The following is a 22,749-nucleotide window of genomic DNA, read 5'->3' as shown; positions in this document are numbered from 1 at the left end:
TAATCAAGAAACAGGGCAACCGGCAAGGTTGCCCTGTTGTAGTTTGTGTTATTTACATTGTCTCGTGGAATGTTCTGTTAATAACATCAAGCTGTTGTTCACGGGTAAGTTTTACAAAGTTAACAGCATATCCGGAAACCCTAATAGTCAGCTGTGGATACTCTTCTGGATGCTCCATCGCATGCAGAAGTGTTTCTCTATTGAAGACGTTGACGTTCAAATGATGGCCTTCTTTCACAGCATAGCCGTCAAGAATAGAAACAAGGTTTTGAATACGGCTTTCCTCGTCTTTACCAAGCGCTTTTGGCACGATGGAGAATGTATTGGAAATGCCATCTAACGCATAATTGTAAGGAATTTTTGCAACAGATGATAGGGAAGCAAGCGTTCCTTTAGTATCCCTGCCATGCATTGGGTTAGCACCAGGAGCAAATGGTTCGCCGGTTCGACGTCCATCTGGTGTATTACCAGTCTTTTTACCATATACGACGTTAGATGTAATGGTGAGAATTGACATTGTATGCTGAGAACCACGGTAAGTTGGATTTTTCTTCAGCTTCTTCATGAAAGTTTTTACAATGTCTACTGCAATGCTGTCAACACGGTCATCATTGTTTCCGTATTTAGGGAAATCTCCTTCTGTCTCGAAGTCAACAGCAATGCCATTTTCATCCCTGATAACTTTTACTTTTCCATATTTAATCGCGCTTAGGCTGTCTGCAACAACACTCAGACCAGCGATACCTGTTGCCATGGTACGAAGGATTTCCGTATCATGCAATGCCATTTCAATACGCTCATAGCTGTACTTATCATGCATATAATGAATGACGTTCAGTGTATTGATATAAAGGCCGGCAAGCCATTCCATCATGTTATCGAATTTCTCCATCACTTCGTCATATTCGAGGTATTCAGAAGTGATTGGACGGAATTGAGGAGCTACTTGGATTTTCAGCTTTTCATCCACACCACCGTTGATAGCGTAGAGCATTGCTTTTGCTAGGTTAGCGCGTGCACCGAAGAATTGCATTTGCTTCCCGATTTCCATAGCGGAAACGCAGCAGGCGATACCGTAATCATCACCCCATTCAGGGCGCATGATATCATCATTTTCGTATTGGATAGAACTAGTCTTGATAGACATCTTTGCACAATATTTTTTAAAGTTTTCAGGCAGGTCTTTTGACCACAGAACAGTTAAGTTTGGTTCCGGCGCTGGTCCGAGGTTGTCTAATGTATGCAGGAAGCGGAACGAGCTCTTTGTTACGAGCGCTCGGCCGTCCATAGCTACCCCGCCGATTGATTCTGTTACCCAAGTAGGGTCGCCGCTGAAAAGCTCATTATAATCAGGTGTTCTTGCGAATTTGACAAGGCGAAGCTTCATGACAAAATGGTCGACTAGCTCTTGTGCTTCCACTTCAGTCAGGTTGCCTTCGTTCAAGTCACGTTCCACATAAATATCTAGGAACGTGGACACCCTGCCTAGGCTCATTGCTGCGCCATTTTGCTCTTTGATCGCTGCAAGATAGCCGAAGTATACCCACTGGAATGCTTCTTTCGCGTTTTGAGCAGGGCGGGAGATGTCAAAGCCGTAGCTTTCAGCCAGCTTCTTTAATTCTCCAAGTGCACGGTACTGCTCAGAAATTTCTTCGCGAAGTCTAATAACATCCTCTGTCATTACTTTGCTAGTGCCTTCATGATCTTTTTTCTTTTCTTCCATAAGGAAATCTACACCGTAAAGGGCAACACGACGATAGTCACCAATGATCCGGCCCCGACCATATGCATCAGGAAGGCCAGTAATGATACCAGCTTTACGAGCCAATAGCATTTCTTTAGTATAGGCATCGAATACGCCTTGGTTATGTGTTTTACGGAAATCAGTGAAAATCTTTTCTACTTCTTTATCCAGTTCATAACCGTATGCTTCGACCGCTCCTTTTGCCATTCTGATTCCGCCAAATGGCTGCATAGAACGTTTAAAAGGTTCATCCGTTTGGACACCCACAATTGTTTCCTTCTCTTTATCAAGGTAGCCAGGGCCATGAGAAGTGATTGTAGAAACAGTCTTCGTATCGAGATTGAGGACGCCGCCCTTATCTCTTTCTTCCTTTGTCATTTCCATGACTTTAACCCAAAGTTCTTTTGTTGTTTCGGTTGCTTCAGCTAGAAAGTCATCATTTCCATTATACTGTGTAAAATTGTTCAAGATGAAATCGCGGACATTGATTTCCTTTTGCCATGTACCACTTTTAAAACCTTTCCACTGTTCCATTATAAAATCACCTCAAAAAATTATTTAAATACTATACAACAGTTACTACAATTACATCTTACTATGACTATAACAGTTTTGGTGTTACATTTTTGTGAACAATTGAACAATAGAAAAATAAAGGTTTCAGGGAGATTTAATGACGGAAAATTTAACCAAAACAAAAGCTGTACTATAATCAACTAAGAAAGAAGGAGAGGTGTTATATAAAACAGTTAATCCTCCTATCTTTATGATAGCAAATAACTTTACTATATTGCTAATATTAATATAAAAGTATTGTGGAGTTTGTTTATTGGGTTAAAACTCATCGAAAAAAGCAGCAAAATCTGCTGCTTTTCTCTAATCAACGACAATGTATGCAATCATTGGACCGTTGTTTTCTTTATCAGGGTGGGTATAACAGATGAGGCGGTATACACCCTCTTCTTTAAATTCTAGCGGGACTACGGTCTCCTCTCCTTTCTTAACCACGCCCCTGATACTGGTACCTTCGATAGCGAAAGGATGTTCCTCTCCGTTGATACCTAGGATTTTCAATCGAGTACGCTCATTCTTATTGAGGAAAATCGTTCCTGGGTCCCAACGGTAAGCTTCTATTTCACTGCCGTCCTTTTTCTGAGATTTAAATTCCCCGGTCACCATATGGATTTCCCGAATTTTATCTTCGCTAGTAGTTTTGCTTACTGGTGCAACTGTGGAATAGTTATTCCATAGCCATAATGCTGCAAGTACGATACACACCACAAAAATGATGACTGTTAACTGTTTTTTTTGAATTACAAGAAAATGCAAGTCCAACCCCTCCCAGTGCTTTTAAGAATATATATGCAAAAGGGGGGAGATAACTTGTCTGTTAAATTTCTCGCATTCGTTAAATATTATTTAAACTTGTTGGCAGCAAGCAACATAATGAAGGAGAAGGAGATCATGACAGCAACCCATAGCCATGCTGTTAACATATTACCCGATTCGAAGGCAATGTAGATTGCCGTAGGAATGGTTTGTGTTTTTTCTGGAAGGTTCCCCGCAAACATGAGAGTTGCTCCGAATTCTCCTAATGCTCTGGCAAAACTTAAAATAATTCCAGCAACTAGTGCCCTTCCAGAAAGTGGGAGGGTGATATAAAGGAAGGTTTTCCATTCTCCCGCTCCATCGATTCTGGCTGCATCCTCAGCATCTTTGTCTACGGAAATAAACCCAGTTTTAGCTGACTGGTACATAAGCGGAAAAGCGACAACAGATGAAGCGATAACTGCTGCTGTTGCAGTGAACATGATAGATTGTCCTGTAATTTTTTCAATGGCTTGGCCTATCGGACTTTTTATTCCAAAAAATATGATTAATAAAAAACCGACGACTGTTGGCGGGAGAACGAGAGGGAGAAGCAGGATGGTTTCAAGGACAACTTTCCCTTTAAATTTAAATGCTTTTAATGTTAACAACCGTGCTGCAATGATTCCTGAGATAAAAACAATGACAAGTGCGATACTTGCTATTTGCAGGGAGAGGATGACTGGAGTCCAAAAATTGTTTGCCATTTTAAATCCTTCCAATAAAGAAAACGTATTATGCACTTTATTATACCGAATTAAAATGAATAAAAAAACATGTAAGGAGAATAGCAGAGAAAATGATGAAAGAACTGCCGTATTGCAGGCAGTCCTTTCATCATTGGAAACTTGTTTTTTCTTCAACCTGTTGGCAAACTTCATCTGCAGAGAGTCCGTTTGCTTCAATGACAGAGCCTGCTGTGACAGTATCTTGCATTCCCATTACATTTGAATCCAACCCGGAAATAACACAGCAGTCGCATCCCTTTGCGTCGGATTCTTTTCTTAAATCGATCACTTCAAAGCCTTTCTCCCGAAGCGCTTCTGAAATATTTGCTAGTGACTGTTCAACACCAACCTTTGGCAAGAGTAACACCTCCTCTTTTTGTAAACTTCCCAATGTTGAAAAGTAATATGCCTAAGTAGTGAATAATATTTTCCACTGTATGAAATGGTAAGAAGGATAGGGGGGTGTTCGTGTGAAAAGGCGAAAGGAAGATCCTTCAAAAACGGGAATAAGTTCTCCGGGTATAGAAGGTCAGGGAACAACAGAAAAAGAAATTGGCGGAAAAGAAGTATCGTCTTCAAGAGAGAAGACGAAAAAGCATTAAACTAAAAAAAACAACAAAGCGAAGGCTTTGTTGTTTTTTTAGTTCATGTTAATTAAGCTTGAAGCTCATGTGTTTCAAGGTATTCGTCATAGCTCATTTGCTTATCGATTAAACCAGTAGAAGTTAATTCAATGATACGGTTTGCAATTGTCTGGACGAACTGATGGTCATGCGATGAAAAAATCATGGCACCTTTAAAGGCAATAAGACCGTTGTTAAGCGCTGTGATGGATTCAAGATCTAAGTGATTTGTTGGTTCGTCAAGTAGCAGCACATTAGACCCAGAGAGCATCATTTTGGAGAGCATGCATCTCACTTTTTCTCCTCCTGATAGAACGCTTGCCTTTTTCAATACTTCATCACCGGAGAAGAGCATCCTGCCGAGGAACCCACGAAGGAAGCTCTCGCTATCATCTTGCGGCGAGAATTGGCGAAGCCAGTCAACTAGCGTTTCTTCGGAGCCCTCAAAATACTGGGAGTTATCCTTCGGGAAATATGCTTGGGAAGTGGTCACACCCCATTTGTAAGAACCGCTATCTGGCTCCATTTCTCCCATTAGAATCTTGAAAAGAGTGGTCTTTGCTAGTTCATTTTTTCCGACTAAAGCGATTTTATCTTCCTTGTTCATAATGAAACTAATATTATCGAGGACCTTTACACCGTCAATCGTTTTTGAAAGCCCTTCAACACGAAGAACATCGTTGCCGATTTCCCTGTCCATTGAAAAATTCACATAAGGATAACGGCGAGAAGAAGGTCGGATATCATCAAGCGAAATTTTATCTAACAATTTCTTCCGGGACGTAGCTTGCTTGGATTTAGATGCATTTGCGCTAAATCGCGCAATAAATGCTTGTAGTTCTTTTATTTTTTCTTCTTTTTTCCTATTGGATTCCTGTGTCAATTTTAATGCAAGCTGGCTTGATTCATACCAGAAATCGTAATTTCCGACATACAATTGGATTTTACCAAAGTCAAGGTCTGCAATATTTGTACAAACCTTGTTCAGAAAATGACGATCGTGGGATACAACGATAACAGTATTTTCAAAGTTAATCAGAAATTCCTCTAACCACTGAATTGCCTTCAAGTCCAAATGGTTTGTCGGTTCATCTAGTAATAGGACATCTGGCTTGCCAAACAATGCTTGTGCTAATAGTACTTTTACTTTTTCTGAACCAGAAATGTCCGCCATTTTCTTATCATGAAGTTCTTCTTCAATACCTAAACCTTTGAGAAGGATAGCGGCTTCAGATTCAGCTTCCCAGCCGTTCAGCTCGGCAAACTCCCCTTCGAGTTCAGCAGCTCTCATTCCATCTTCATCGGTAAAATCCGCCTTCATATAGATGGCGTCTTTTTCCTGCATGATTTGAAAGAGTCTTGCGTGTCCCATAATCACTACTTTCAATACTTCGACATCTTCATACTCAAAGTGGTTCTGTTTAAGGACAGCAAGCCGTTCCCCTGGTGATAGTGAAACATTTCCGCTTTGTGGTTCGATTTCCCCGGATAGGATTTTTAGAAAAGTGGATTTTCCGGCACCGTTAGCTCCTATTAGTCCGTAGCAGTTACCTGGTGTGAACTTGATGTTGACATCTTCAAACAGCTTACGGTCTCCATACCTTAAGCCGACATTGGTTACTGTAATCATGTATAGCCTCCATTAACAAATATGATTAGAATTATATCATGTTATTGTTTTTCCATCGACCCCAACAAAAGATATACCGTTTTTCAAGGAGTGTTTTTACGCTTGGAAAGCGAGAAAATAGGAGAATAGAGCAGGGAAAAAGAATTACAAAGCGCAAAAAAATAGAATAGCAACGATTTTTCTTGTTTATTGTCAATTTTTTTGCTTGAATTCACACATTTTTCATTTTTATGATGTAAAATAGTATACAAACAGGTATCAAAAGGAGTTTTTATAAATGGCTAAAAAGCAGCTTGTCGAGTTTGTGAATCGTCTCAAAGAATCAGGAATTAAGGTAAGCTTTACTAAGCCGAAATCAGAATTTTTCTCCCTGAAGCAAAACGAGAAACATACAGCTGCAGTGAATTCACATTAATACATGATAAAATGGCAGGAGCGTTGCTCCTGCCATTTTTTATAATTCTTTCATAATTTCTTTGTATACTTCATCTTTGTTGAAATCTCCACCCATTGGAAATTTCTTGATAAATTGATTATTTTCATCAACTAGATACGTAAATGTGCTGTGTACATAAAATCCGTTTCCGGGATCACGATATTGAAACTTAAAGGTATCGGCGATACTTTTTATTTTTTTCTGGTCTTCCTTCATCCTATTAGGATGTGCAGTGAGAAGTTGCCAATTGCCGTCGCTAATAATTCCAAAATCATCCATGTAATCTTGCAATACTTCTGGACTGTCCCTATACGGATCAATCGTAATGGTAATAAATTTGACCTTTTTTCCAAAAAGACCTTGTTTTATTAGTTCCTTCCTCAGGAGGTTCATTTTTTGAGTTGTTGTTGGGCAAATATCCGGACAATGAGTGTAAATAAATTCAACAAGCTTCACTTCTGCGTTGGAATTCTCTATTTTGTAATCTTTTCCATCTTGATTTACTAGGACGATGTTTTCCGGGATTTTCGCATTAGCATCCCGTGTGATGAAGTAGGTAATGCCTGAAGTGATTCCAATGAAGACAACAATTATACTGATCAGATAAATTTTTTTCACGAATGCTATTCTCCTTTTTGTTTATTTCAAATTACACGGTAGTCTAGTCTGCATCATAAAACATTCAGGTGATTCATATTTTGATAAAAAGGGCATGGGGGTCAGCATGAATAGTGAAGAAAAGGATAAGCTCATAACCGAACTCAATCTCATTCTTTCTGAACTAAGGGCTACGCTGAAAACGCTAAATAAGAAAGCGCAGCGATATGAATCTGCAGAAAGAATGTCTTCTGCAATTTCTACCAAGCCACTTCGTATTCATATTGATGTTCTAAACATTAGTCAGCCTGTCGTTCAAGAATGGATTTACCGGCTGGAATCTGTTGAAATCGAAAATCTTAATGGGACAATGCATATTGGAAACAATTTGCAAAAAAATGCATCATGCAAAAAGTCCCCATCCTTTGAAGATAAAGACGTTGGCTCACAGATAAAGATTAAAGTTAATGGGACTCTTTTACCATATACGTTTATATAAAAACAATGCAGGAAAGTTAACCGAAGCATCGTAGCATTATTTCTTATTAAAAAGAAAGATAAACAACTGGTCAATAGAGAAAATGTGAACATTCTTTCTCGTTGGAAACGCTTCGAAAGTTGTCATATTTCGTTCATGATTCTTTGCTATCACTCTAGGAAAGAAAAGGTATGATAACAGTATACGATAACTTGTGAAGTTTTTCACTTTAGCAATGAGGAGAAAGATGTATGGATACAATAAAAATGGCTATTAAAAATGCAGAAAAGAAAAGAGACATGATTTATCATTCTTTTCCGATGTATATGACTAGGGCGGTATTGGCAGGTGTCTATATCGGCTTTGGGATCATGGTTTCATACAGGCTAGGCGAAGGGTATTTTGATGTGCATTCACCAGCCACTTACTTGATGAGTTCGATATTTTTTGGAATCGCACTAGTATTGATTTTGTATTCGGGAGGAGAACTATTTACAAGTAATACGATGATCTTTTCCATGAGTACATGGAAAAAGGCAACGACTTTTAAGGAACTGCTTGTTAACTGGACAGCCTGTTATTCAGGCAACCTGCTTGGTGCAATATTTTTTGCGGCGCTTATTGCCCTTTCAGGCTTGTTTGGTGAGCCTGAAAAGTCTCAATACCTTATGTATTCCGCTTCTTTAAAAATGAATGCACCAACACTTCAACTATTTGTTAGGGCTATCCTTTGTAACTGGCTAGTGTGTCTTGCTGTGTGGGTTCCGTATTATATTAAGGGGGATGGGGCAAAGATAGGTGTTACACTGCTGGTCGTTTTTGCGTTTGTTGCTTCAGGGTTTGAGCATAGCATTGCAAATATGGTACTCTTCTCCATCGGCTTATTCGTTGAACATCCTGAAACTGTTTCCTTGAACGGAGCTATTCATAATTTAATACCAGTAACAATCGGAAATATTATTGGAGGAGGATTTTTTGTCGGTTCAGTATATGCGTATCTCTCCTCAAAAGAGAAACAATAAGTCAATATTTATGTACAGAAACGTTTATTCTTCCTGGCAATTTGGTGGTAGAATATAAATCTACGTATTTTTTAGCTTCCAGGAGGATTTAAATGAAAAATCAAGATAAAAAAACATTGTATTGCCTTCAAGGTTTTTACCTTTTTGCTTTTTTTGGGTTTGGGAGCCTTTCGCCACTACTTGGCGTGTATTTGAGCTCTGTAGGAAAACTAAATGGCTATCAAATAGGGACGATATTATCCACTGGCCCAGTTATTATGGTCTTTTTTCAGCCAATATGGGGAATGGTTGCTGATCTCAAAAACGCTACAAACAAAGTTCTTACGCTTACGACTGCAGCAGCTGGAATATTCGGACTAGGCTACTTAGCATTTGGACAATATTACTGGATTCTGATTGTTGCTGTAATGACGGGTATATTTCAAAGTGCCATCATACCGTTGTCAGACAGCATATCTCTGCAATTTTCTGAAAGGGCGAGAGTGAACTACGGAAACATACGCCTTTTTGGATCATTAGGATTTGGACTTGCGGTATTCGTAATGGGGAGGTTTTCAGAGTGGAACCCACAGGTGATTTTTTATGCCTTTTTCGCAACCCTTTTTGCTGCCTCGTTAATTTCTTTAAAATTCCCAACGGAGAATCCTGTCAAAGGGAATAATCTATTGGGAGGAATGAAAGAACTATTCCAAATTAAAAAGTTTGTAGTCTTCATGTTCGTAACATTCCTTGTGTTCGGACCGAACTTGGCTAACAATTTTTACTTCGGGCTTTTTCTTGAAGACAGGGGAGGGACGTATACAGGGATAGGAATTGCTTTTCTTATAGCAGTTCTATCGGAAATACCTTTTATGAGAGCTGCAGGCAGACTGATCAATAGGCTGGGTTTGCTTCAGGTTGCAGCAATCGGGGGAGCGGTTTCCTTAGTGCGTTGGTCATTCTATTTTCTCCAGCCAGATTTAACGATTGTCTACTTCTCGACGGTTGTTCAGGGCTTTTCACTTGGGTTGTTTATTCCGGCGGGTTTGCAGTATATTAAAACTATCTCTCCACCAGCAGTAACGGCTACCGCAGTGACGATTTATTCTGCTGTGGGAAACGGGATTGGCAGCTGGTTTTTCACATTTGTAGGAGGAATCATCTTTGAAAAGTTTGATGTTTATAGCATTTACTTGTTTTTTGCAATTTTGACCTCAGTAGGTTTATTGCTAACTATTTGGCTTATTCGAAACGAGAGACAAGAAAATGGCATATTTAACAATGTTTCCAATCATTTAACTTAGTCAGAGTGGCTGTCCAAAATACTTTATGGACAGCTTTTTTTAGTGTTTTTTGATTTTATCGTATTTGGTGGGTTTTCAAAATTATTATAGCCTTTATCAGTGGTAACCCTATTTGCTCAAGGGATTGGACATATGCTATTTTTAATTCCTTTACTACCTTTTGTTTTCGCTTAACACGATAAATTTAAATTTTTTTTATATACTCATTGTTCAATAAAACTTACTAAGGCAATGGCTTTGCTGTTGTAACTCTTCCAGATGTTACGCTTTTTTGGGGAAATAAAATTCCTTTTCTGACATACAAGAATCCTCTTTCGAGACCAAAGCCATAAATGTGTTGTGAAGAAGCTGTCAATACTCTCATTTGATCAGTCCTCCTATTCTACAGCCTATGTTTCTGTTTCCCTGGTGTTCCGCCTACGAAACATCTCGTTAAATGAACAAATAGAAAGTGTTTATGATTATGAAAGGGGGAATAATACATTCAATGAATAAGGAGGATGGTAATCATGGAAAGGGAATTAAGAATAGTTCAACATCGACCATTTCCATTAAGAAATAATGCATGGATAATGAAACAAACTTGGGAAGATGTTGTATTCTTTCACTTTCCTGTGCCGCCAGAGACGTTGCAGGAATGTTTGCCGTCAGGTTTAGAGATTGATACATTTGAAGGAAGTGCATGGATTGGTATTGTCGCATTTACTGTAACTGATATGCGGGTGAGATTTTGTCCGCCCATTCCGGGTCTCAAAGAATTCAATCAGATTAATGTCAGGACATATGTCCGCTGCGGCACGAGAACCGGGGCATATTTTTTTTCTCTAGATGCAACCAGCCCTGTTGCAGCATTTATTGCTAGAAAAACCTTTTCTATCCCATATAAAAAAGCCGACATTTATAAGGGACGGGACGGAGATCTTTTTCATATGATTGAATCTCGACCTAATGAAAAAAAACAAGAAGCGTACTGCCGTCTTGAGTATACACCCTGTAGAGAAACAATCACTTTCAGCAAAATTAAACTAGAGGGATGGCTTACAGAGAGATATTGCCTTTGGACGAAACTCCGAGGGAAATTGTACCGAGTAGACATTCATCATACAAGGTGGAAGCTAGTAAAAGCGGAAGGCACAATCATCCAACAAAATATGGCTCCTTTTCTTCCAAGTAAATACATGGAGCAAGTCCCAGTCGTTCACTTTTCCCCGAGAAAAAAAGCTTTCATTTGGTGTCTTGATAGAGAAAAGGGACATGAAGGGATATTTTAAACTATAGGTTTTCGTTTTGTTGTCCAATTTCATTTTCCGCAATCATCAAATTAGCCATTTCTTGGTCTTTATGTTCTGCCACAGAATCTCCGGGTGTATGTTTCTTATTAGGCGGAGCATCGCCAGTTTGAATGGTCACTTCACTGTTACTTGGTGCATTAGTAAGTCTAGTGTCTTTTTTCATCATAAAAATCAGCTCCTTTTCAACTCTTATTTTTGACTCGAGTATCAGATTTATTCATCCTTATCCTTGATGAATTAAATGTCACAATTATGACACAAAGTCAAGATTGAAATCGCTTACAACATGCTATAATGAAGCTGTAAAGGAAAATAAAAAATAAAACCAACATTTTAGGAGGCTCAACCATACGTGTTCGTTCCGTAACTGAACGAGTAAACGTTAATTCCTTTACTTTACAAGCTTCCACCATTCTTGTTTTTAGAGAGGTGTGAAAAATCCTGAGAATCTTTACAGCAAATATACTTTTGTTGTAAAGAAGCATTTCTCAAACCTGCTTACTCAAGATGGACCTGCTAATTACCAACAAATCTGTCGGCCAGTAGGAAAAAGGTGAATCTCCTGCCTATTCGGGAAAATACGCAGGAAAGAAGCTTTTCTTCTGAAAAATGGGTTTCTAAATACTAGGGGAACGATTTACATTTAGCCTCGTAATTTGGTATGAGAATCTCTTTTAGGTCTGCGGATTTATGGGCTAGCGGATATTGGATCTGCTGATAACAATCCAATAAAACTTGTTAGAGTAGGTTAATTGGATTAACACAAAAACTCTCGTAAAGAAGTGGTCCAGTTTCAGTAAAGCAAAAAAGGTTAATGAGTCTCGCGGTGATTAGACCGCATTTGAAGAGTTGAAGAGAATCTTTTAAAAACTGATAAAGATTTTAAAAGGTCTCATGCGGAACAGCATACCGGCTGAATCCGCCAACAAAGCCCGCAAAAGGCTACTTGGCTACTTGGCGCAAGTTGTACAAAGCTGGTAGGATGGTTGGGTCTCCTAAAATGTTGGGAAAAGGCTTCCGATTGAGGAAGCTTTTTTTATGTTGTTGATCATTGAAAGGAAATATTCAGAAAACCATATCTCATTTACTAAGTCAAGGGCTAAAGGGTTTGTAAATATTACAAAAAAATTAATTTTTTCCTTTCATTCTCTCTTTTCTTACATTACAATCATTATGACAATGAATTTAGGGGACTAAGGATGGGAGATGAAATAAAATAAATGTCTTTTAACCCTGTTTTGCTTCTTGTTGCTATTTTATTGACCTTAATGTCATCCTACACTGCCCTTGATTTGTTTTCATTAATCAAATCAGCGAGCCGGAATCAACGGTTTTTGTTTTTGGCTGGATCGTTTTCTTTTGGAATTGGTATTTGGGTAATGAACTTTTTTGGAATGCTAGCAACAAATACCAGTGGGAACTTCTCCGTTCAGATTCCTGTAGCCTTGCTTTCCATCGTACTTGGTATTACCTTTTCCGGGATGTCTTTCTTTACACTGGCCAGTCAAAAACTTGGGCCAGCAAACCTGTTTTTTGGCAGTCTTTTCATGACATTAGGGGTTCTTTCCGTCCATATCTTCGGACTGTTTTCTATGGGACTTTCATTTCATTATAAAGCTTTCACAATGATAGCTGCTCTTTTACTAGTATTTATATCCTTTTTTTTCGCTTTTTGGCTTCTGTATTTTTCTAAGCTTTACACGAGAGAGAAACACGCCTGGCTAAAGCCGCTTAGTGCTGTAACAGTAACAGGAGCAATAGTACAAGGACATATTCTGTTAACTAGGGCTGCTGTTTTTTTCGGTTCAGAAAGTCTTAAAGCGGATTCAAACAGGTTTCCAGAAACTTTTGTGATATATTCCATTCTTATTGTTTCTATTATCACTCTTGCAGGTCTTATTGGAACTAGCGCACTCATCAGCAAACGTCTTGCGGTAAGTGATTCAAATTTAAAGGACATTACAGATGCACTAAATGTTTCATCCATCGTCGCTATAACTGATCCAAAAGGAATAATTACTTATGTGAATGATAAGTTTACGGCTATCTCTAAATATAGTGAAAATGAATTGATAGGACTGAATCATTCTGTTCTCAATTCCGGTCACCACCCAAAATCCTTTTTCCATGACATGTGGGCGACAATAGGAACAGGAAAGGTATGGAAAGGAGAGATTCAGAACAAAGCGAAAGACGGCAGTCTTTACTGGGTGGATACAACCATTGTGCCTTTTCTTAATAGCAAAGGTAAACCATACCAATATGTGTCGATTAGGACAGACATTACGAATCGTAAAATGGCAGAAGCCAGCCTGAAAGACTCCTTAAAAGAAGTATCAGACTATAAGTTTGCTCTTGATGAGTCCTCTATAGTGGCGATAACCGATGAAAAAGGAATCATTAAAAGTGTAAATGATAAATTTTGTGAAATATCGAAGTATGCGAGGGAAGAACTTATTGGACAAACGCATGGTCTTTTAAATTCCGGTTATCATTCGCCAGGTTTTTTTAAGGATTTTTGGAAAACCATTACTGCAGGGCAAGTCTGGAAAGGCGATATACGGAATAAAGCAAAAGACGGCTCATATTATTGGGTCAGTACAACGATCGTTCCATTTCTTGACGAGAATGGAAAGCCGTATCAGTATCTTGCTATCCGAAATGATATTACGGAAAAGAAAAAGACGGAGGAAATTTTGCATAGGCAAGATAAGTTGGCTGCTGTAGGCCAGTTAGCTGCTGGTGTCGCTCATGAAATTCGTAATCCGCTAACATCTATGAAAGGGTATGCGGAATTTCTGCAGCTTGATGAAGAGAACCCAGAAAGACGGGAATTCATCGACATTATCCTTGATGAAATTGACAGGGTTAATAATATTGTCGAGGAATTCATGCTCCTTGCCAAACCAAAAGCAGTGGAATTAGAAGAAAAGAACATCATTCCAATCATTCGTAATGTTGTGTCTCTTCTTGAGTTTGAAGCGAGAAAAAGGAATGTTAAACTTCGGATTGATACGAATCAAGAGATTGTTCAAATTGATTGCGATGAAAATCGTCTAAAACAGGTGTTCTTAAACTTTATCAAGAATGGGATTGAGGCGATGCCGAATGGGGGGGAGCTTGATGTTCATGCCGAAAAGTCTGGTGAAAATATTGAAATCTCCATCCAGGATACAGGCGTCGGAATTCCTCCTGAAACGTTAAGGAAAATTGGTGAACCTTTTTATACCACGAAGAAAAATGGAAATGGTCTTGGGCTGATGGTTAGCTTTAAGATTATTGAAAGCCATAATGGCAAAGTCTATATTGAAAGTGAAATGAATAAAGGGACTACCTTCAAAATTCTTTTGCCTACCAAGTCTGCTTAATTTCCATTTCCATTATTATTTCCCATATTCATGGATTTCTTGGTTCAATTGTGTCATTTTCATTTCAGACAAACCACCCTGGTTTGAAATTCGAAAAACCGGTCTCCCTAAAAGGTTGACCGTTTTTTTTATTCTAGAAAACTGTTTAATTATCAGATAATTTGAAATGTCACTGATATAAATCTGTTATTCTCGTAATCTAAACGTTAACCCTTTGTTCTTTTTTTCCGAGAAATCTGTGATACGATTGTTCACGTGAGAAAAAGAGCCGATGGGAGGCAAACAAATGAAAAAGACAGTATTATCATTGGTTGCTGCAGCGGCAATTTCCGGAGCTGCTGGTGCCAATGCGCAGGCAGAAGAAATCGTCGTACAAAAGGGAGATACTTTATGGGGAATTTCTAAAAAGTATGGCGTAGAGGTTAACTCTCTTAAGAAATGGAACAAATTATCAAGTGATGTGATTCATCCAAATGACCGATTGGAAGTATCACCAGTAAAAACCGTCACTGTAAGACAAGGTGACACTCTCTGGAATATTGCAAAAGTCTATGATGTCCAAATTGGGGATGTTATGAGGTGGAACAAACTTTCATCCGATTTGATTCATCCGGGATTAAAACTAGTTATATACACAGATACACCGACAGCAGACGATGCTCCGGTAGTTGAAAACAATACACAGGAAGCCCCGCAGCAGCAACCAGCTCAAGGTAAGCAACAACCAGCTAAGGCAGAGCAGCAAACAGCACCTGTACAGGGGGCACCAGAGCAAGCAACGGCATCTGCACCAGCAGAGCCGGCAAATCAGCAAGCTGAAGAAAATGTTAAAGCTGCTAATGCAACTTCGTTTACAGTGTCTGCTACAGCTTACACAGCAAATTGCAAGGGATGTTCTGGAACAACTGCCACTGGCGTTAATTTAAAAGCTAACCCAGGGGCAAAGGTTATTGCAGTAGATCCATCCGTTATTCCGCTTGGATCAAAAGTATATGTCGAGGGTTATGGATATGCTACTGCTGCTGACACTGGCGGTGCAATCAAGGGTAATAAAATAGATGTATTTATCCCGAACCAGTCAGATGCGTTGGCATGGGGAAGGAAACAAGTCAAAGTAACCATTGTCCAATAAGAACCTTCTTCCGCTATCCTTTTTTGGATGGCGGTTTTTATTTTTTCCGTAACAAAGAATTTTATTCCATGCAAGATATTCATGAAAGCGGTTAGTTTGTTTCATACTAAAAGAAACGGTTTTTCTGAAAGGAGCATCCTAATGCTGACAAACAGTCAAATGCAAAAGATAAAGCAAAGGCTACAAAAATCCAAAGAGCAATTGGAAGAACATATGAGCATGAACGATCATTTTGGCCTAGAGCGAGGACATTATCATGAATCAATGGGGGAGCTTTCTAGCTACGATAACCATCCTGGTGATGAAGGGACGGATTTGTATGAACGCGAGAAGGACATTGCTTTAAATGATCATGGAGAGTACTTGTTAAAAGAAGTGGTGAATGCTCTTACGAGAATGGAGAACGGCGTATATGGCAAGTGCGTTACATGCGGAAAGGAAATAGCATATGAAAGACTAGAGGCTCTTCCTTATACTTCCTATTGTATTGATCACTCTCCTGATAGGACTATTTCCACGAATAGGCCGATTGAAGAAGGTGTATTAATGCCGCCCTTTGGCAAGTTTGATAAGGATGAGAAGAACGAAAGTGTTGTATATGATGCCGAGGATTCATGGCAAGAAGTAGCGAGTTGGGGGACGTCGGAAACGCCTTCAGATTTGGCGTTGCCTGTTGACCACTACAATGACATGTATTTGGAAAGCGAGGAGTATACCGGATATGTGGAGGAATATGAGAATTTTGCCGCTACAGATATCCATGGCAATCCTGTTTCCATCTATCCAAGTAAACAGCATGAACGATATGAAGAAGAGCTTGATGAAGAAGGGTTAATGAGCCCATTTGGTGATCTTCCTGCATATGAGCATGACCCATATTCGGAGAAGGAAAAGGAATGATGAAAAGTCGGTTCTGCCGTAAAAATTCTTACCGATAGGATTATCGTTCTGCCTAGCAGGGAAAAGGATAGCAAGCAGCATGGCAGAAAGCAGGTGTAAGGATGAAGAAAAGGTGGATCCTTTATGGAAAATCTATTGTGACCGAACTAAAGAATGACAGGGCAACAGGGTTGGCCGCACAACAAGCATACTACTATATGCTGGCACTCTTTCCGATGTTAATTCTTCTAGTATCAATCGTTCCGTATTTGAATATCGAGCCTACTAAAGCAATCCGGTTTGTTAATAATGTGCTGCCTCCTGAAACAGCAGGTTTCCTGAAAAAGAACATCATTAAGATTATCAGTGAACGAAATGGGGGACTTGTTACTTTTGGTGTAATCGGCACGCTATGGTCGGCATCAAATGGGATGAATGCTTTTATCAAAGCAATGAACACAGCTTATGATGTAGAAGAAACACGGTCATTTATCAAAACGAGAATTCTTTCCATTGGTTTAACATTAGGTATGATTCTTGCGTTTATCATAGCGCTTGTATTACCTGTTTTCGGGAATGTATTGTTAAACCTCGTACAGCAAATTATTCCAATGCCGGATGAAACTGCAATACTCATAAAGGTTCTTCGCTGGATTGTCGCATTAGTTGTCATTACTGCAGTGTTAACTGTTTTATACTACTTTGCGCCAAATAAAAAGTATTCTCTCATGCATGCGATTCCTGGTGCGATTTTTGCAACGATTGCTTGGCAGTTAACTTCTTTAGGATTTTCATTTTATGTCAGCAACTTTTCCAATTACTCAGCTACTTATGGAAGCCTTGGTGCAGTTATTGTTCTAATGCTTTGGCTTTTCTTAACAGGGTTAGCGCTATTGCTTGGCGGAGAAATCAACGCAATATATCATTCGGAAAAATTGGGCGGAGAACAAAGGTACGAACGCAAAAGGCTTCTGTCTTCCTAGGAAATATAAGATAGACATTTTATTGGAGAAAACCCCCTATTTTAAATTGAAATAGGGGGTTTTCTGACATTTAACTGCATACGGACCGTATACTATTAAACCATTTATATGAATATACTTCTAGCAATTTCCTTTATCTTTTCGTTTTACTCTATGAGATCTTCCAAAAAACCACCAATTCCAGTCCCCTAGGAGTTTCATCAGAGAAGGGACAAGAACCATTCGGATTATGGTTGCATCGAGCAGGATAGCGAGTGCAATTCCGATTCCCATCTGTTTAACGGGCATTACTCCAGTAAAAGCAAAAGCACCTGTAATTACTATCATAATGGCTGCAGCTGAAGTAATAATTTTACTTGTTGAAATAAGCCCTGCTAAAGTTGCTTTATTATTGTTTCCGGTCTTGATATATAGCTCATGGATTCTTGATATTAGGAATACTTCATAATCCATTGACAGTCCAAATACTAGACTAAAAACAAATACTGGAAGGATGAGAGCGATGGTTGTAGGTTCCTGAAATAAGTGGCCCTCTTGGAATATCCATACAACAATGCCAAAGGTTGCTCCTAAGCTCAGCACATTCATTAGTATTGCTTTTAGTGGGATAAGAATGGATCGAAATGCCAGCATCAAAATGAAGAAAGTGGAAATAATGATGAGAAAAAGGCCCTTAGGTGCCTTATTCCATATCTCGTCAAAAATCTCTTGCTCGAATTTTGGTGCTCCCCCAAAGTAGATCGTTGCACTATGCTCTTTTTCAGCCATTTTTCTAACCCATTTTTGTTTTTCGCTTGATGAAAGATCATGATTCAAATATATATTGACTAGCAGTCTATCATCGGCCGCGAATTGCTTCGAAGCTGCTCCTAAAGGGTTTCCAGGGGATTGCAGGACGCCAACCAGCTTTTTTGCGTTATGGATACCTGTAACGCTGAACAATGATTCGACGGAAGCGACTTTTTCATCGCGGTTAATATTATGAATCATTTCTAGAGAGTTCTGCAAATTACTCACTTCCAAAGCTGGTCCATCAGACTCAATGACAGCAATTACCTTATTCTCGACCCTTTGGTCTTTATCGATAAAGGTCCTTTCGTATTTATCATAAGCATTGCGCGATTCATATTGAGATGGCAAGGCATCAATTCCAGGAACAGTTAAAATCATGTTCTTTAAAGGTACTAGCGCAATAAACAAAAAGGCTAGTGCAATAATTGACATAGTTCCGGGTCTTCTCATAACAAAATTAGCAAAATGACTCCATATACCAGGTTTCTCACTGTTTACCTTCAACAAAGTAAAGGTATGAATTCGTCCACCAATAGTTGCTAGTAGGGCAGGTAGTAGGGTAAGTGCAGAAAAAGCAGAGATAAGGACAACGGTGACTCCACCAAGAGCAACATTCCGGAATATATCAATTTCAATGAACATTAGTGCAAATAGGCCAATAAATACACATAATGCAGAGAAAATGATCGATTTCCCAGCAGTAGCAACTGTTGTTGCTAGTGCTGTATCTGTCGGTGCATTGCGCAATTCTTCCTTGTAGCGACTGATGAAAAGAAGCGCGAAATCAATGCTGAGAGAGAGACCAATCATCGGAATGATATTCAGGATAAAAATAGTTAAGTTAAATGATTGCCCATAAAAGTAAACAAGGCCCATCGTTGATAGAATGGAAACAACACCTATTATCAATGGCAAGCTGGCAGCTACAAGGCTGCCAAATGCGAATAATAACACGATAAGAGCGATAGGGAGACCAATCATTTCTGCTTTTGCCAGGTCTTTTTGGCTCGCTTCGTTCAAATCCTTTACGACTGCAGGCTCTCCCGTAATACTAACTTTCATGCCGTCGTCAATATGTATAGCCGAACGTAGTTCGCTAACTGTGGGCCCCATATCTTCTGCTTTCTTGGCACCTTCTAAGACCGCAAAAGCATAATCATCTTTTACCATGCCGTTATTTTCGAAAGGGCTGATTACTTTTTGTATTCCCTTGATTTTACTTGCTGATTTTAGATTAGAGTTAATGAATTTCTGCCACTTTTCAGTCGAGACAGTTCGATCCTTCTCAAAAAGCAGGATAATGGAGGAATCGGGATAGCCAAAGTCTTCTTGTAGTATACTTTGTGTCTTCTTATATTCCCCATCGTACTCAAATCCATTGCCGCTGAGTACATCAGGCAGCTTCAATGCAAAAAAACCAAGCCCTGCCAAAATAGCGACCCAAAGAATGATAACTTTTAATCTATTTCTGTAAACCATCTGTCCGAATGTGTACATGAAATTTACCCTCCAAACCAAGCTAAATGACCCGGCCATTAATAAAGCCGGGTATATGTCACTATACAATTATAATACAAGGCAGGGAGAAATAGGAGCATATACAGAAGGTTTACCAGGTTTTTCACAACAGCAATTCGTATACCTCATTGAGCTGCTTTGCTCTTGTTTCATCCATTTCATTTTTTGCATATTGAATTTCCCACGCGAGGATTTTGTTGAGATAGCGTTCTTCTTTCAATGTGAGGCGGCGGATAAAATGTTCCTCTGACTGATTGATCCCGCTTTCGATCTTGCTATATATCCTTTCGGCTATTGGATCTTTTTCTGTATAATTGGCAATTGTTTCTCTAAGATAAGCAAGTGTCTTATCCATTGAGCACCCCTCCGTTTCCGTGTTTATTGCCTTAAAATTTCACACTTCCATATGTATTATGTACTACATTATTGAGGGTTATCCCTGATTTGCGGAATTAAAGGAGAAGTGAAAAAAAAGGCAGGCTTACAAACGATAATATGTGATTTAGGCACACCACAAGCCCTTGCTACATAGAATAAATTGCATGCAGGAGGGGATAAATACATGAGCCGAAGTTACTATTACCAAGATGTTTTTCATCGGCAAAATAATGATCTGTTGAAAGATATTCAAAAAGCAATTGATGGTGAGTATAGCGCGATATTATGCTATGAACAGCTAGCGTTAATTGCCCCGGATGCAGCAGCAAAAAAGAGGATCCAGGAAATACGACAGGACGAGTCAAAGCACTTTCATCAATTTGCTGCAATCTATCAAAACCTTACAGGAAAAAAGTATCATCCTAAATTGACAGAAGCTTGCCCTAGTCAGTACAGATCTGGTCTGGAGTCTGCCTTTACCGACGAACAAGAGACAGTCGATTTATATCTGGATATAGCTGAAAGAACGACAGAAACATATATTAAAGAAGTTTTCCGAAGAGCCGCTGGGGATGAGCAAAACCATGCAGTATGGTTCTTGTACTTTTTGACTATGCTTCATGGACGATATAAAAAGTACTGAAGGGCCGAATGCCCTTTTTTTGTTTCCGTAAAAATGAAAAAAAAGCTGTTAAATGATAGAATAAAAAATAGCGATAACTATATAAGTACTAGCATACTGTTAGCGATTGCTAGCAATACATATTAATGGAGGTTCAACATGGAGGAAAACCAAAAAATACAATTGAACGTAAGAGTTTCGAAAAAAACTTCTGATATGCTTGATGAAATTGTTCAATATTACCAGGACAAAACAAGAGTTGGACGAATTTACAAAGGGGATGTATTGACAGATATAATAGAGAAATCGTATGAACTAATGCAAAAGCAAAAGAGAATAAGATATTGAGATTCATAAATATGGTCAATCTGCAAGAATAAATCTGCATTTTTAATAGTTTTCTTATCATATTTGTCAAAAGTGTGAACTTTTCAATTGATTTCCAATGTACATTCCTGTTATTATTAGCTTACAAGTAATGGATAGGAGTGTGGGTTCATTGATTCGCATGTCGGTTGCCAGTATTTTTGGATTTATACTCGTTTTTCTTGAATCAGCTATCGTCATGTGGATAAAAGGATACCAGTCGATTGATTTCGGTGGAATATCACCTTTTGTTAGCGTCTGGGCGATGAATTTCTTCTGGGTCTTTTCTATTTTGACTCATATAAAGCAATGGTATATGCAACGTGAAAATCAGGAAGATGAATATGCGAGTAACGATCACTGACGGGTGCCATTATGGTATCCGTTTTTTGTATTGCTACGGATTATTATCACCTTAGCTTAGGATCAATGGAAAGATGTACAGATAGCGGTAGGGGTAAGGGATAATGTGGCGATTTAAAGAGCGTTGAAAACATAAAAAAAAGCCTGCTATAGCAGGGCCTCCTCCGTCCGTACAGTGGTTAAGTGTCCCGCAACGAGCGAATGTCCGGAGGAGGCTTTTTTATTTTAACACATTCTATGTAAATTGCATATTAATGCGGAAGCTTTTCTTTTCATTTGAAAAGATGGTATGATAACTGTGATTTTTTAATTTCAAGGAGATGATACATATGACAAAAACAGGATACTTTCTAATGAAAAACGGCGAAAAAATCGAGTTTGAACTATACCCGAATGAAGCTCCAGGAACAGTTGCTAACTTTGAAAAACTTGCTAAAGAGGGATTCTATAATGGGCTTACATTCCATCGCGTTATTCCAGGGTTTGTTTCCCAAGGGGGGTGCCCCAACGGTACAGGAACAGGTGGGCCGGGCTATACAATTAAATGCGAAACAGAAGGCAATCCTCATAAACATGAAGCAGGGGCTCTTTCAATGGCGCATGCTGGCAAAGACACTGGCGGCAGCCAATTTTTCATCGTTCATGAGCCGCAGCCACACTTGAATGGTGTTCACACTGTATTTGGAAAAGTTACTTCAGGCCTTGAAACAGCAAGGGCAATGAGCAATGGAGACGTTATGGAAAAAGTGGTAGTAGAAGACTAATACTGTAGAAAGGGCCTTTGGGTCCTTTTTTTAATATGAAAATACTTGTGAAAAAAATATGGTTAATTTGTGAACAAATTGTGTCCAAGAGGTGTAATTTCTGGTAAAATGATGTTAAATAAAACGAATTTGGAGGGAAAGGTTTTGAGTAAACTTCTCACCTACTTTTATTTAACCATTGCCGGATACTGTGTTGTAAGCGTATTTCTAACGATAGTATCACATCAATACCAGCATACTATTCTGTCACTGTTCCTTTTGATGTTCAATATGGCACTATTCTTGATTTTTCGAAAAGAAGGCAGAGTGCCCGAGCTTAGGTTGATAAAAGGCTATAAAAGATAATGAGCAGGCTCCGGCTGGATACCTGCTCTTTTTACCTT

24 protein-coding genes and 1 pseudogene are annotated in these 22,749 nt (G+C 39.0%); 15 read left to right on the top strand and 10 right to left on the bottom strand.

Annotation, left to right across the window (positions count from 1 at the left end; translation table 11 throughout):
* Positions 1-52: 52 nt before the first annotated feature.
* The 4 genes from pflB to BQ5796_RS08285 form a co-directional block, all read right to left on the bottom strand.
* Positions 53-2,278, bottom strand: a complete 2,226-nt coding sequence (gene pflB, locus BQ5796_RS08300) for a formate C-acetyltransferase (protein WP_071459812.1) — start codon at positions 2,276-2,278, stop codon at positions 53-55.
* Positions 2,279-2,620: 342 nt separating this feature from the next.
* Entirely contained in the window at positions 2,621-3,073 is a 453-nt protein-coding gene (locus BQ5796_RS08295) for a cupredoxin domain-containing protein (protein ID WP_071459811.1), read from the bottom strand.
* A gap of 86 nt (positions 3,074-3,159) precedes the next feature.
* Entirely contained in the window at positions 3,160-3,819 is a 660-nt protein-coding gene (gene modB, locus BQ5796_RS08290) for a molybdate ABC transporter permease subunit (protein WP_071459810.1), read from the bottom strand.
* Between the two features lie 130 nt (positions 3,820-3,949).
* Positions 3,950-4,198, bottom strand: a complete 249-nt coding sequence (locus BQ5796_RS08285; RefSeq protein WP_071459809.1) for a YkuS family protein — start codon at positions 4,196-4,198, stop codon at positions 3,950-3,952.
* Positions 4,199-4,310: 112 nt separating this feature from the next.
* Here BQ5796_RS08285 and BQ5796_RS17365 point away from each other — a divergent pair, with 112 nt between their 5' ends.
* A complete protein-coding gene (locus tag BQ5796_RS17365) occupies positions 4,311-4,442 on the top strand; it encodes a YuzL family protein (protein ID WP_074033935.1) in 132 nt (43 codons plus the stop codon).
* 52 nt (positions 4,443-4,494) lie between these two features.
* Here the strand turns inward: BQ5796_RS17365 and BQ5796_RS08280 are convergent, their stop codons facing one another.
* A complete protein-coding gene (locus BQ5796_RS08280; protein ID WP_071459808.1) occupies positions 4,495-6,093 on the bottom strand; it encodes an ABC-F family ATP-binding cassette domain-containing protein in 1,599 nt (532 codons plus the stop codon).
* A gap of 277 nt (positions 6,094-6,370) precedes the next feature.
* On the opposite strand from BQ5796_RS08280, the gene BQ5796_RS18280 reads away from it, so the two are divergent.
* Positions 6,371-6,508, top strand: coding sequence for a hypothetical protein (locus BQ5796_RS18280; protein ID WP_200792872.1), 138 nt, complete (start codon positions 6,371-6,373; stop codon positions 6,506-6,508).
* A gap of 39 nt (positions 6,509-6,547) precedes the next feature.
* On the opposite strand, the gene BQ5796_RS08275 is transcribed toward BQ5796_RS18280, so the two are convergent.
* Positions 6,548-7,147, bottom strand: a complete 600-nt coding sequence (locus BQ5796_RS08275; protein WP_071459807.1) for an SCO family protein — start codon at positions 7,145-7,147, stop codon at positions 6,548-6,550.
* A 106-nt stretch (positions 7,148-7,253) separates the two neighbouring features.
* Here BQ5796_RS08275 and BQ5796_RS08270 point away from each other — a divergent pair, with 106 nt between their 5' ends.
* From BQ5796_RS08270 to BQ5796_RS08260, 3 genes are all read left to right on the top strand, one after another.
* On the top strand, positions 7,254-7,625 hold the full coding sequence (locus tag BQ5796_RS08270) for a hypothetical protein (RefSeq protein WP_071459806.1): 372 nt from the start codon (positions 7,254-7,256) through the stop codon (positions 7,623-7,625).
* A 230-nt stretch (positions 7,626-7,855) separates the two neighbouring features.
* Entirely contained in the window at positions 7,856-8,626 is a 771-nt protein-coding gene (locus BQ5796_RS08265; RefSeq protein WP_071459805.1) for a formate/nitrite transporter family protein, read from the top strand.
* 92 nt (positions 8,627-8,718) lie between these two features.
* Positions 8,719-9,909, top strand: a complete 1,191-nt coding sequence (locus BQ5796_RS08260) for an MFS transporter (RefSeq protein ID WP_071459804.1) — start codon at positions 8,719-8,721, stop codon at positions 9,907-9,909.
* Positions 9,910-10,132: 223 nt separating this feature from the next.
* On the opposite strand, the gene BQ5796_RS18115 is transcribed toward BQ5796_RS08260, so the two are convergent.
* A complete protein-coding gene (locus tag BQ5796_RS18115) occupies positions 10,133-10,273 on the bottom strand; it encodes a hypothetical protein (RefSeq protein WP_159430992.1) in 141 nt (46 codons plus the stop codon).
* Positions 10,274-10,418: 145 nt separating this feature from the next.
* On the opposite strand from BQ5796_RS18115, the gene BQ5796_RS08255 reads away from it, so the two are divergent.
* The gene (locus BQ5796_RS08255; protein WP_071459803.1) at positions 10,419-11,180 is read left to right on the top strand and encodes a YqjF family protein; all 762 of its coding nucleotides are present in this window, start codon (positions 10,419-10,421) and stop codon (positions 11,178-11,180) included.
* A 1-nt stretch (position 11,181) separates the two neighbouring features.
* On the opposite strand, the gene BQ5796_RS08250 is transcribed toward BQ5796_RS08255, so the two are convergent.
* Positions 11,182-11,367, bottom strand: a complete 186-nt coding sequence (locus BQ5796_RS08250) for a hypothetical protein (protein WP_071459802.1) — start codon at positions 11,365-11,367, stop codon at positions 11,182-11,184.
* A gap of 1,054 nt (positions 11,368-12,421) precedes the next feature.
* On the opposite strand from BQ5796_RS08250, the gene BQ5796_RS08240 reads away from it, so the two are divergent.
* The 4 genes and pseudogenes from BQ5796_RS08240 to BQ5796_RS08225 all read left to right on the top strand — a co-directional run bounded on the left by BQ5796_RS08240 (position 12,422) and on the right by BQ5796_RS08225 (position 17,563).
* Positions 12,422-14,569, top strand: coding sequence for a PAS domain-containing protein (locus tag BQ5796_RS08240; RefSeq protein WP_071459800.1), 2,148 nt, complete (start codon positions 12,422-12,424; stop codon positions 14,567-14,569).
* A gap of 850 nt (positions 14,570-15,419) precedes the next feature.
* Positions 15,420-15,701, top strand: a pseudogene (locus BQ5796_RS18835) (3D domain-containing protein); the annotation flags it as partial.
* 141 nt (positions 15,702-15,842) lie between these two features.
* On the top strand, positions 15,843-16,601 hold the full coding sequence (locus BQ5796_RS08230; RefSeq protein ID WP_071459798.1) for a TraR/DksA C4-type zinc finger protein: 759 nt from the start codon (positions 15,843-15,845) through the stop codon (positions 16,599-16,601).
* Positions 16,602-16,702: 101 nt separating this feature from the next.
* Positions 16,703-17,563, top strand: coding sequence for a YihY/virulence factor BrkB family protein (locus BQ5796_RS08225; RefSeq protein WP_071459797.1), 861 nt, complete (start codon positions 16,703-16,705; stop codon positions 17,561-17,563).
* Positions 17,564-17,683: 120 nt separating this feature from the next.
* Here BQ5796_RS08225 and BQ5796_RS08220 read toward each other — a convergent pair whose 3' ends face one another.
* Positions 17,684-19,852: an MMPL family transporter gene (locus BQ5796_RS08220; protein WP_071459796.1), complete on the bottom strand. Its 2,169-nt coding sequence runs from the start codon at positions 19,850-19,852 to the stop codon at positions 17,684-17,686.
* A 124-nt stretch (positions 19,853-19,976) separates the two neighbouring features.
* Positions 19,977-20,228 (bottom strand): sporulation protein, encoded by a 252-nt coding sequence (locus tag BQ5796_RS08215; protein ID WP_071459795.1) that lies wholly within the window; start codon positions 20,226-20,228, stop codon positions 19,977-19,979.
* A 207-nt stretch (positions 20,229-20,435) separates the two neighbouring features.
* On the opposite strand from BQ5796_RS08215, the gene BQ5796_RS08210 reads away from it, so the two are divergent.
* The 5 genes from BQ5796_RS08210 to BQ5796_RS08190 all read left to right on the top strand — a co-directional run bounded on the left by BQ5796_RS08210 (position 20,436) and on the right by BQ5796_RS08190 (position 22,711).
* The gene (locus BQ5796_RS08210) at positions 20,436-20,894 is read left to right on the top strand and encodes a ferritin-like domain-containing protein (RefSeq protein ID WP_071459794.1); all 459 of its coding nucleotides are present in this window, start codon (positions 20,436-20,438) and stop codon (positions 20,892-20,894) included.
* 138 nt (positions 20,895-21,032) lie between these two features.
* Positions 21,033-21,221: a hypothetical protein gene (locus BQ5796_RS08205; protein ID WP_071459793.1), complete on the top strand. Its 189-nt coding sequence runs from the start codon at positions 21,033-21,035 to the stop codon at positions 21,219-21,221.
* A 160-nt stretch (positions 21,222-21,381) separates the two neighbouring features.
* Complete coding sequence (locus tag BQ5796_RS08200) at positions 21,382-21,603, top strand: hypothetical protein (RefSeq protein ID WP_234969373.1); 222 nt, start codon at positions 21,382-21,384, stop codon at positions 21,601-21,603.
* 328 nt (positions 21,604-21,931) lie between these two features.
* The gene (locus BQ5796_RS08195) at positions 21,932-22,366 is read left to right on the top strand and encodes a peptidylprolyl isomerase (protein ID WP_071459791.1); all 435 of its coding nucleotides are present in this window, start codon (positions 21,932-21,934) and stop codon (positions 22,364-22,366) included.
* A gap of 144 nt (positions 22,367-22,510) precedes the next feature.
* On the top strand, positions 22,511-22,711 hold the full coding sequence (locus BQ5796_RS08190; protein WP_071459790.1) for a hypothetical protein: 201 nt from the start codon (positions 22,511-22,513) through the stop codon (positions 22,709-22,711).
* Positions 22,712-22,749: the final 38 nt, after the last annotated feature.

The sequence above is a fragment of the Bacillus massilinigeriensis genome (genome assembly GCF_900111815.1).
Taxonomy (GTDB): Bacteria; Bacillota; Bacilli; order Bacillales; family Cytobacillaceae; genus Mesobacillus_C; species Mesobacillus_C mediterraneensis.
This window is presented reverse-complemented; position numbering and strand designations above follow the sequence as displayed.

Bases quoted from the DNA above. Each gene is read 5' to 3' on its own strand.
- pflB (WP_071459812.1), bottom strand. From the start codon at position 2,278: ATGGAACAGTGGAAAGGTTTTAAAAGTGGTACATGGCAAAAGGAAATC.
- modB (WP_071459810.1), bottom strand. From the start codon at position 3,819: ATGGCAAACAATTTTTGGACTCCAGTCATCCTCTCCCTGCAAATAGCA.
- BQ5796_RS08280 (WP_071459808.1), bottom strand. From the start codon at position 6,093: ATGATTACAGTAACCAATGTCGGCTTAAGGTATGGAGACCGTAAGCTG.
- BQ5796_RS18280 (WP_200792872.1), top strand. From the start codon at position 6,371: ATGGCTAAAAAGCAGCTTGTCGAGTTTGTGAATCGTCTCAAAGAATCA.
- BQ5796_RS08270 (WP_071459806.1), top strand. From the start codon at position 7,254: ATGAATAGTGAAGAAAAGGATAAGCTCATAACCGAACTCAATCTCATT.
- BQ5796_RS08265 (WP_071459805.1), top strand. From the start codon at position 7,856: ATGGATACAATAAAAATGGCTATTAAAAATGCAGAAAAGAAAAGAGAC.
- BQ5796_RS08260 (WP_071459804.1), top strand. From the start codon at position 8,719: ATGAAAAATCAAGATAAAAAAACATTGTATTGCCTTCAAGGTTTTTAC.
- BQ5796_RS18115 (WP_159430992.1), bottom strand. From the start codon at position 10,273: ATGAGAGTATTGACAGCTTCTTCACAACACATTTATGGCTTTGGTCTC.
- BQ5796_RS08255 (WP_071459803.1), top strand. From the start codon at position 10,419: ATGGAAAGGGAATTAAGAATAGTTCAACATCGACCATTTCCATTAAGA.
- BQ5796_RS08250 (WP_071459802.1), bottom strand. From the start codon at position 11,367: ATGATGAAAAAAGACACTAGACTTACTAATGCACCAAGTAACAGTGAA.
- BQ5796_RS08240 (WP_071459800.1), top strand. From the start codon at position 12,422: ATGTCTTTTAACCCTGTTTTGCTTCTTGTTGCTATTTTATTGACCTTA.
- BQ5796_RS08230 (WP_071459798.1), top strand. From the start codon at position 15,843: ATGCTGACAAACAGTCAAATGCAAAAGATAAAGCAAAGGCTACAAAAA.
- BQ5796_RS08225 (WP_071459797.1), top strand. From the start codon at position 16,703: ATGAAGAAAAGGTGGATCCTTTATGGAAAATCTATTGTGACCGAACTA.
- BQ5796_RS08220 (WP_071459796.1), bottom strand. From the start codon at position 19,852: ATGTACACATTCGGACAGATGGTTTACAGAAATAGATTAAAAGTTATC.
- BQ5796_RS08215 (WP_071459795.1), bottom strand. From the start codon at position 20,228: ATGGATAAGACACTTGCTTATCTTAGAGAAACAATTGCCAATTATACA.
- BQ5796_RS08210 (WP_071459794.1), top strand. From the start codon at position 20,436: ATGAGCCGAAGTTACTATTACCAAGATGTTTTTCATCGGCAAAATAAT.
- BQ5796_RS08205 (WP_071459793.1), top strand. From the start codon at position 21,033: ATGGAGGAAAACCAAAAAATACAATTGAACGTAAGAGTTTCGAAAAAA.
- BQ5796_RS08200 (WP_234969373.1), top strand. From the start codon at position 21,382: ATGTCGGTTGCCAGTATTTTTGGATTTATACTCGTTTTTCTTGAATCA.
- BQ5796_RS08195 (WP_071459791.1), top strand. From the start codon at position 21,932: ATGACAAAAACAGGATACTTTCTAATGAAAAACGGCGAAAAAATCGAG.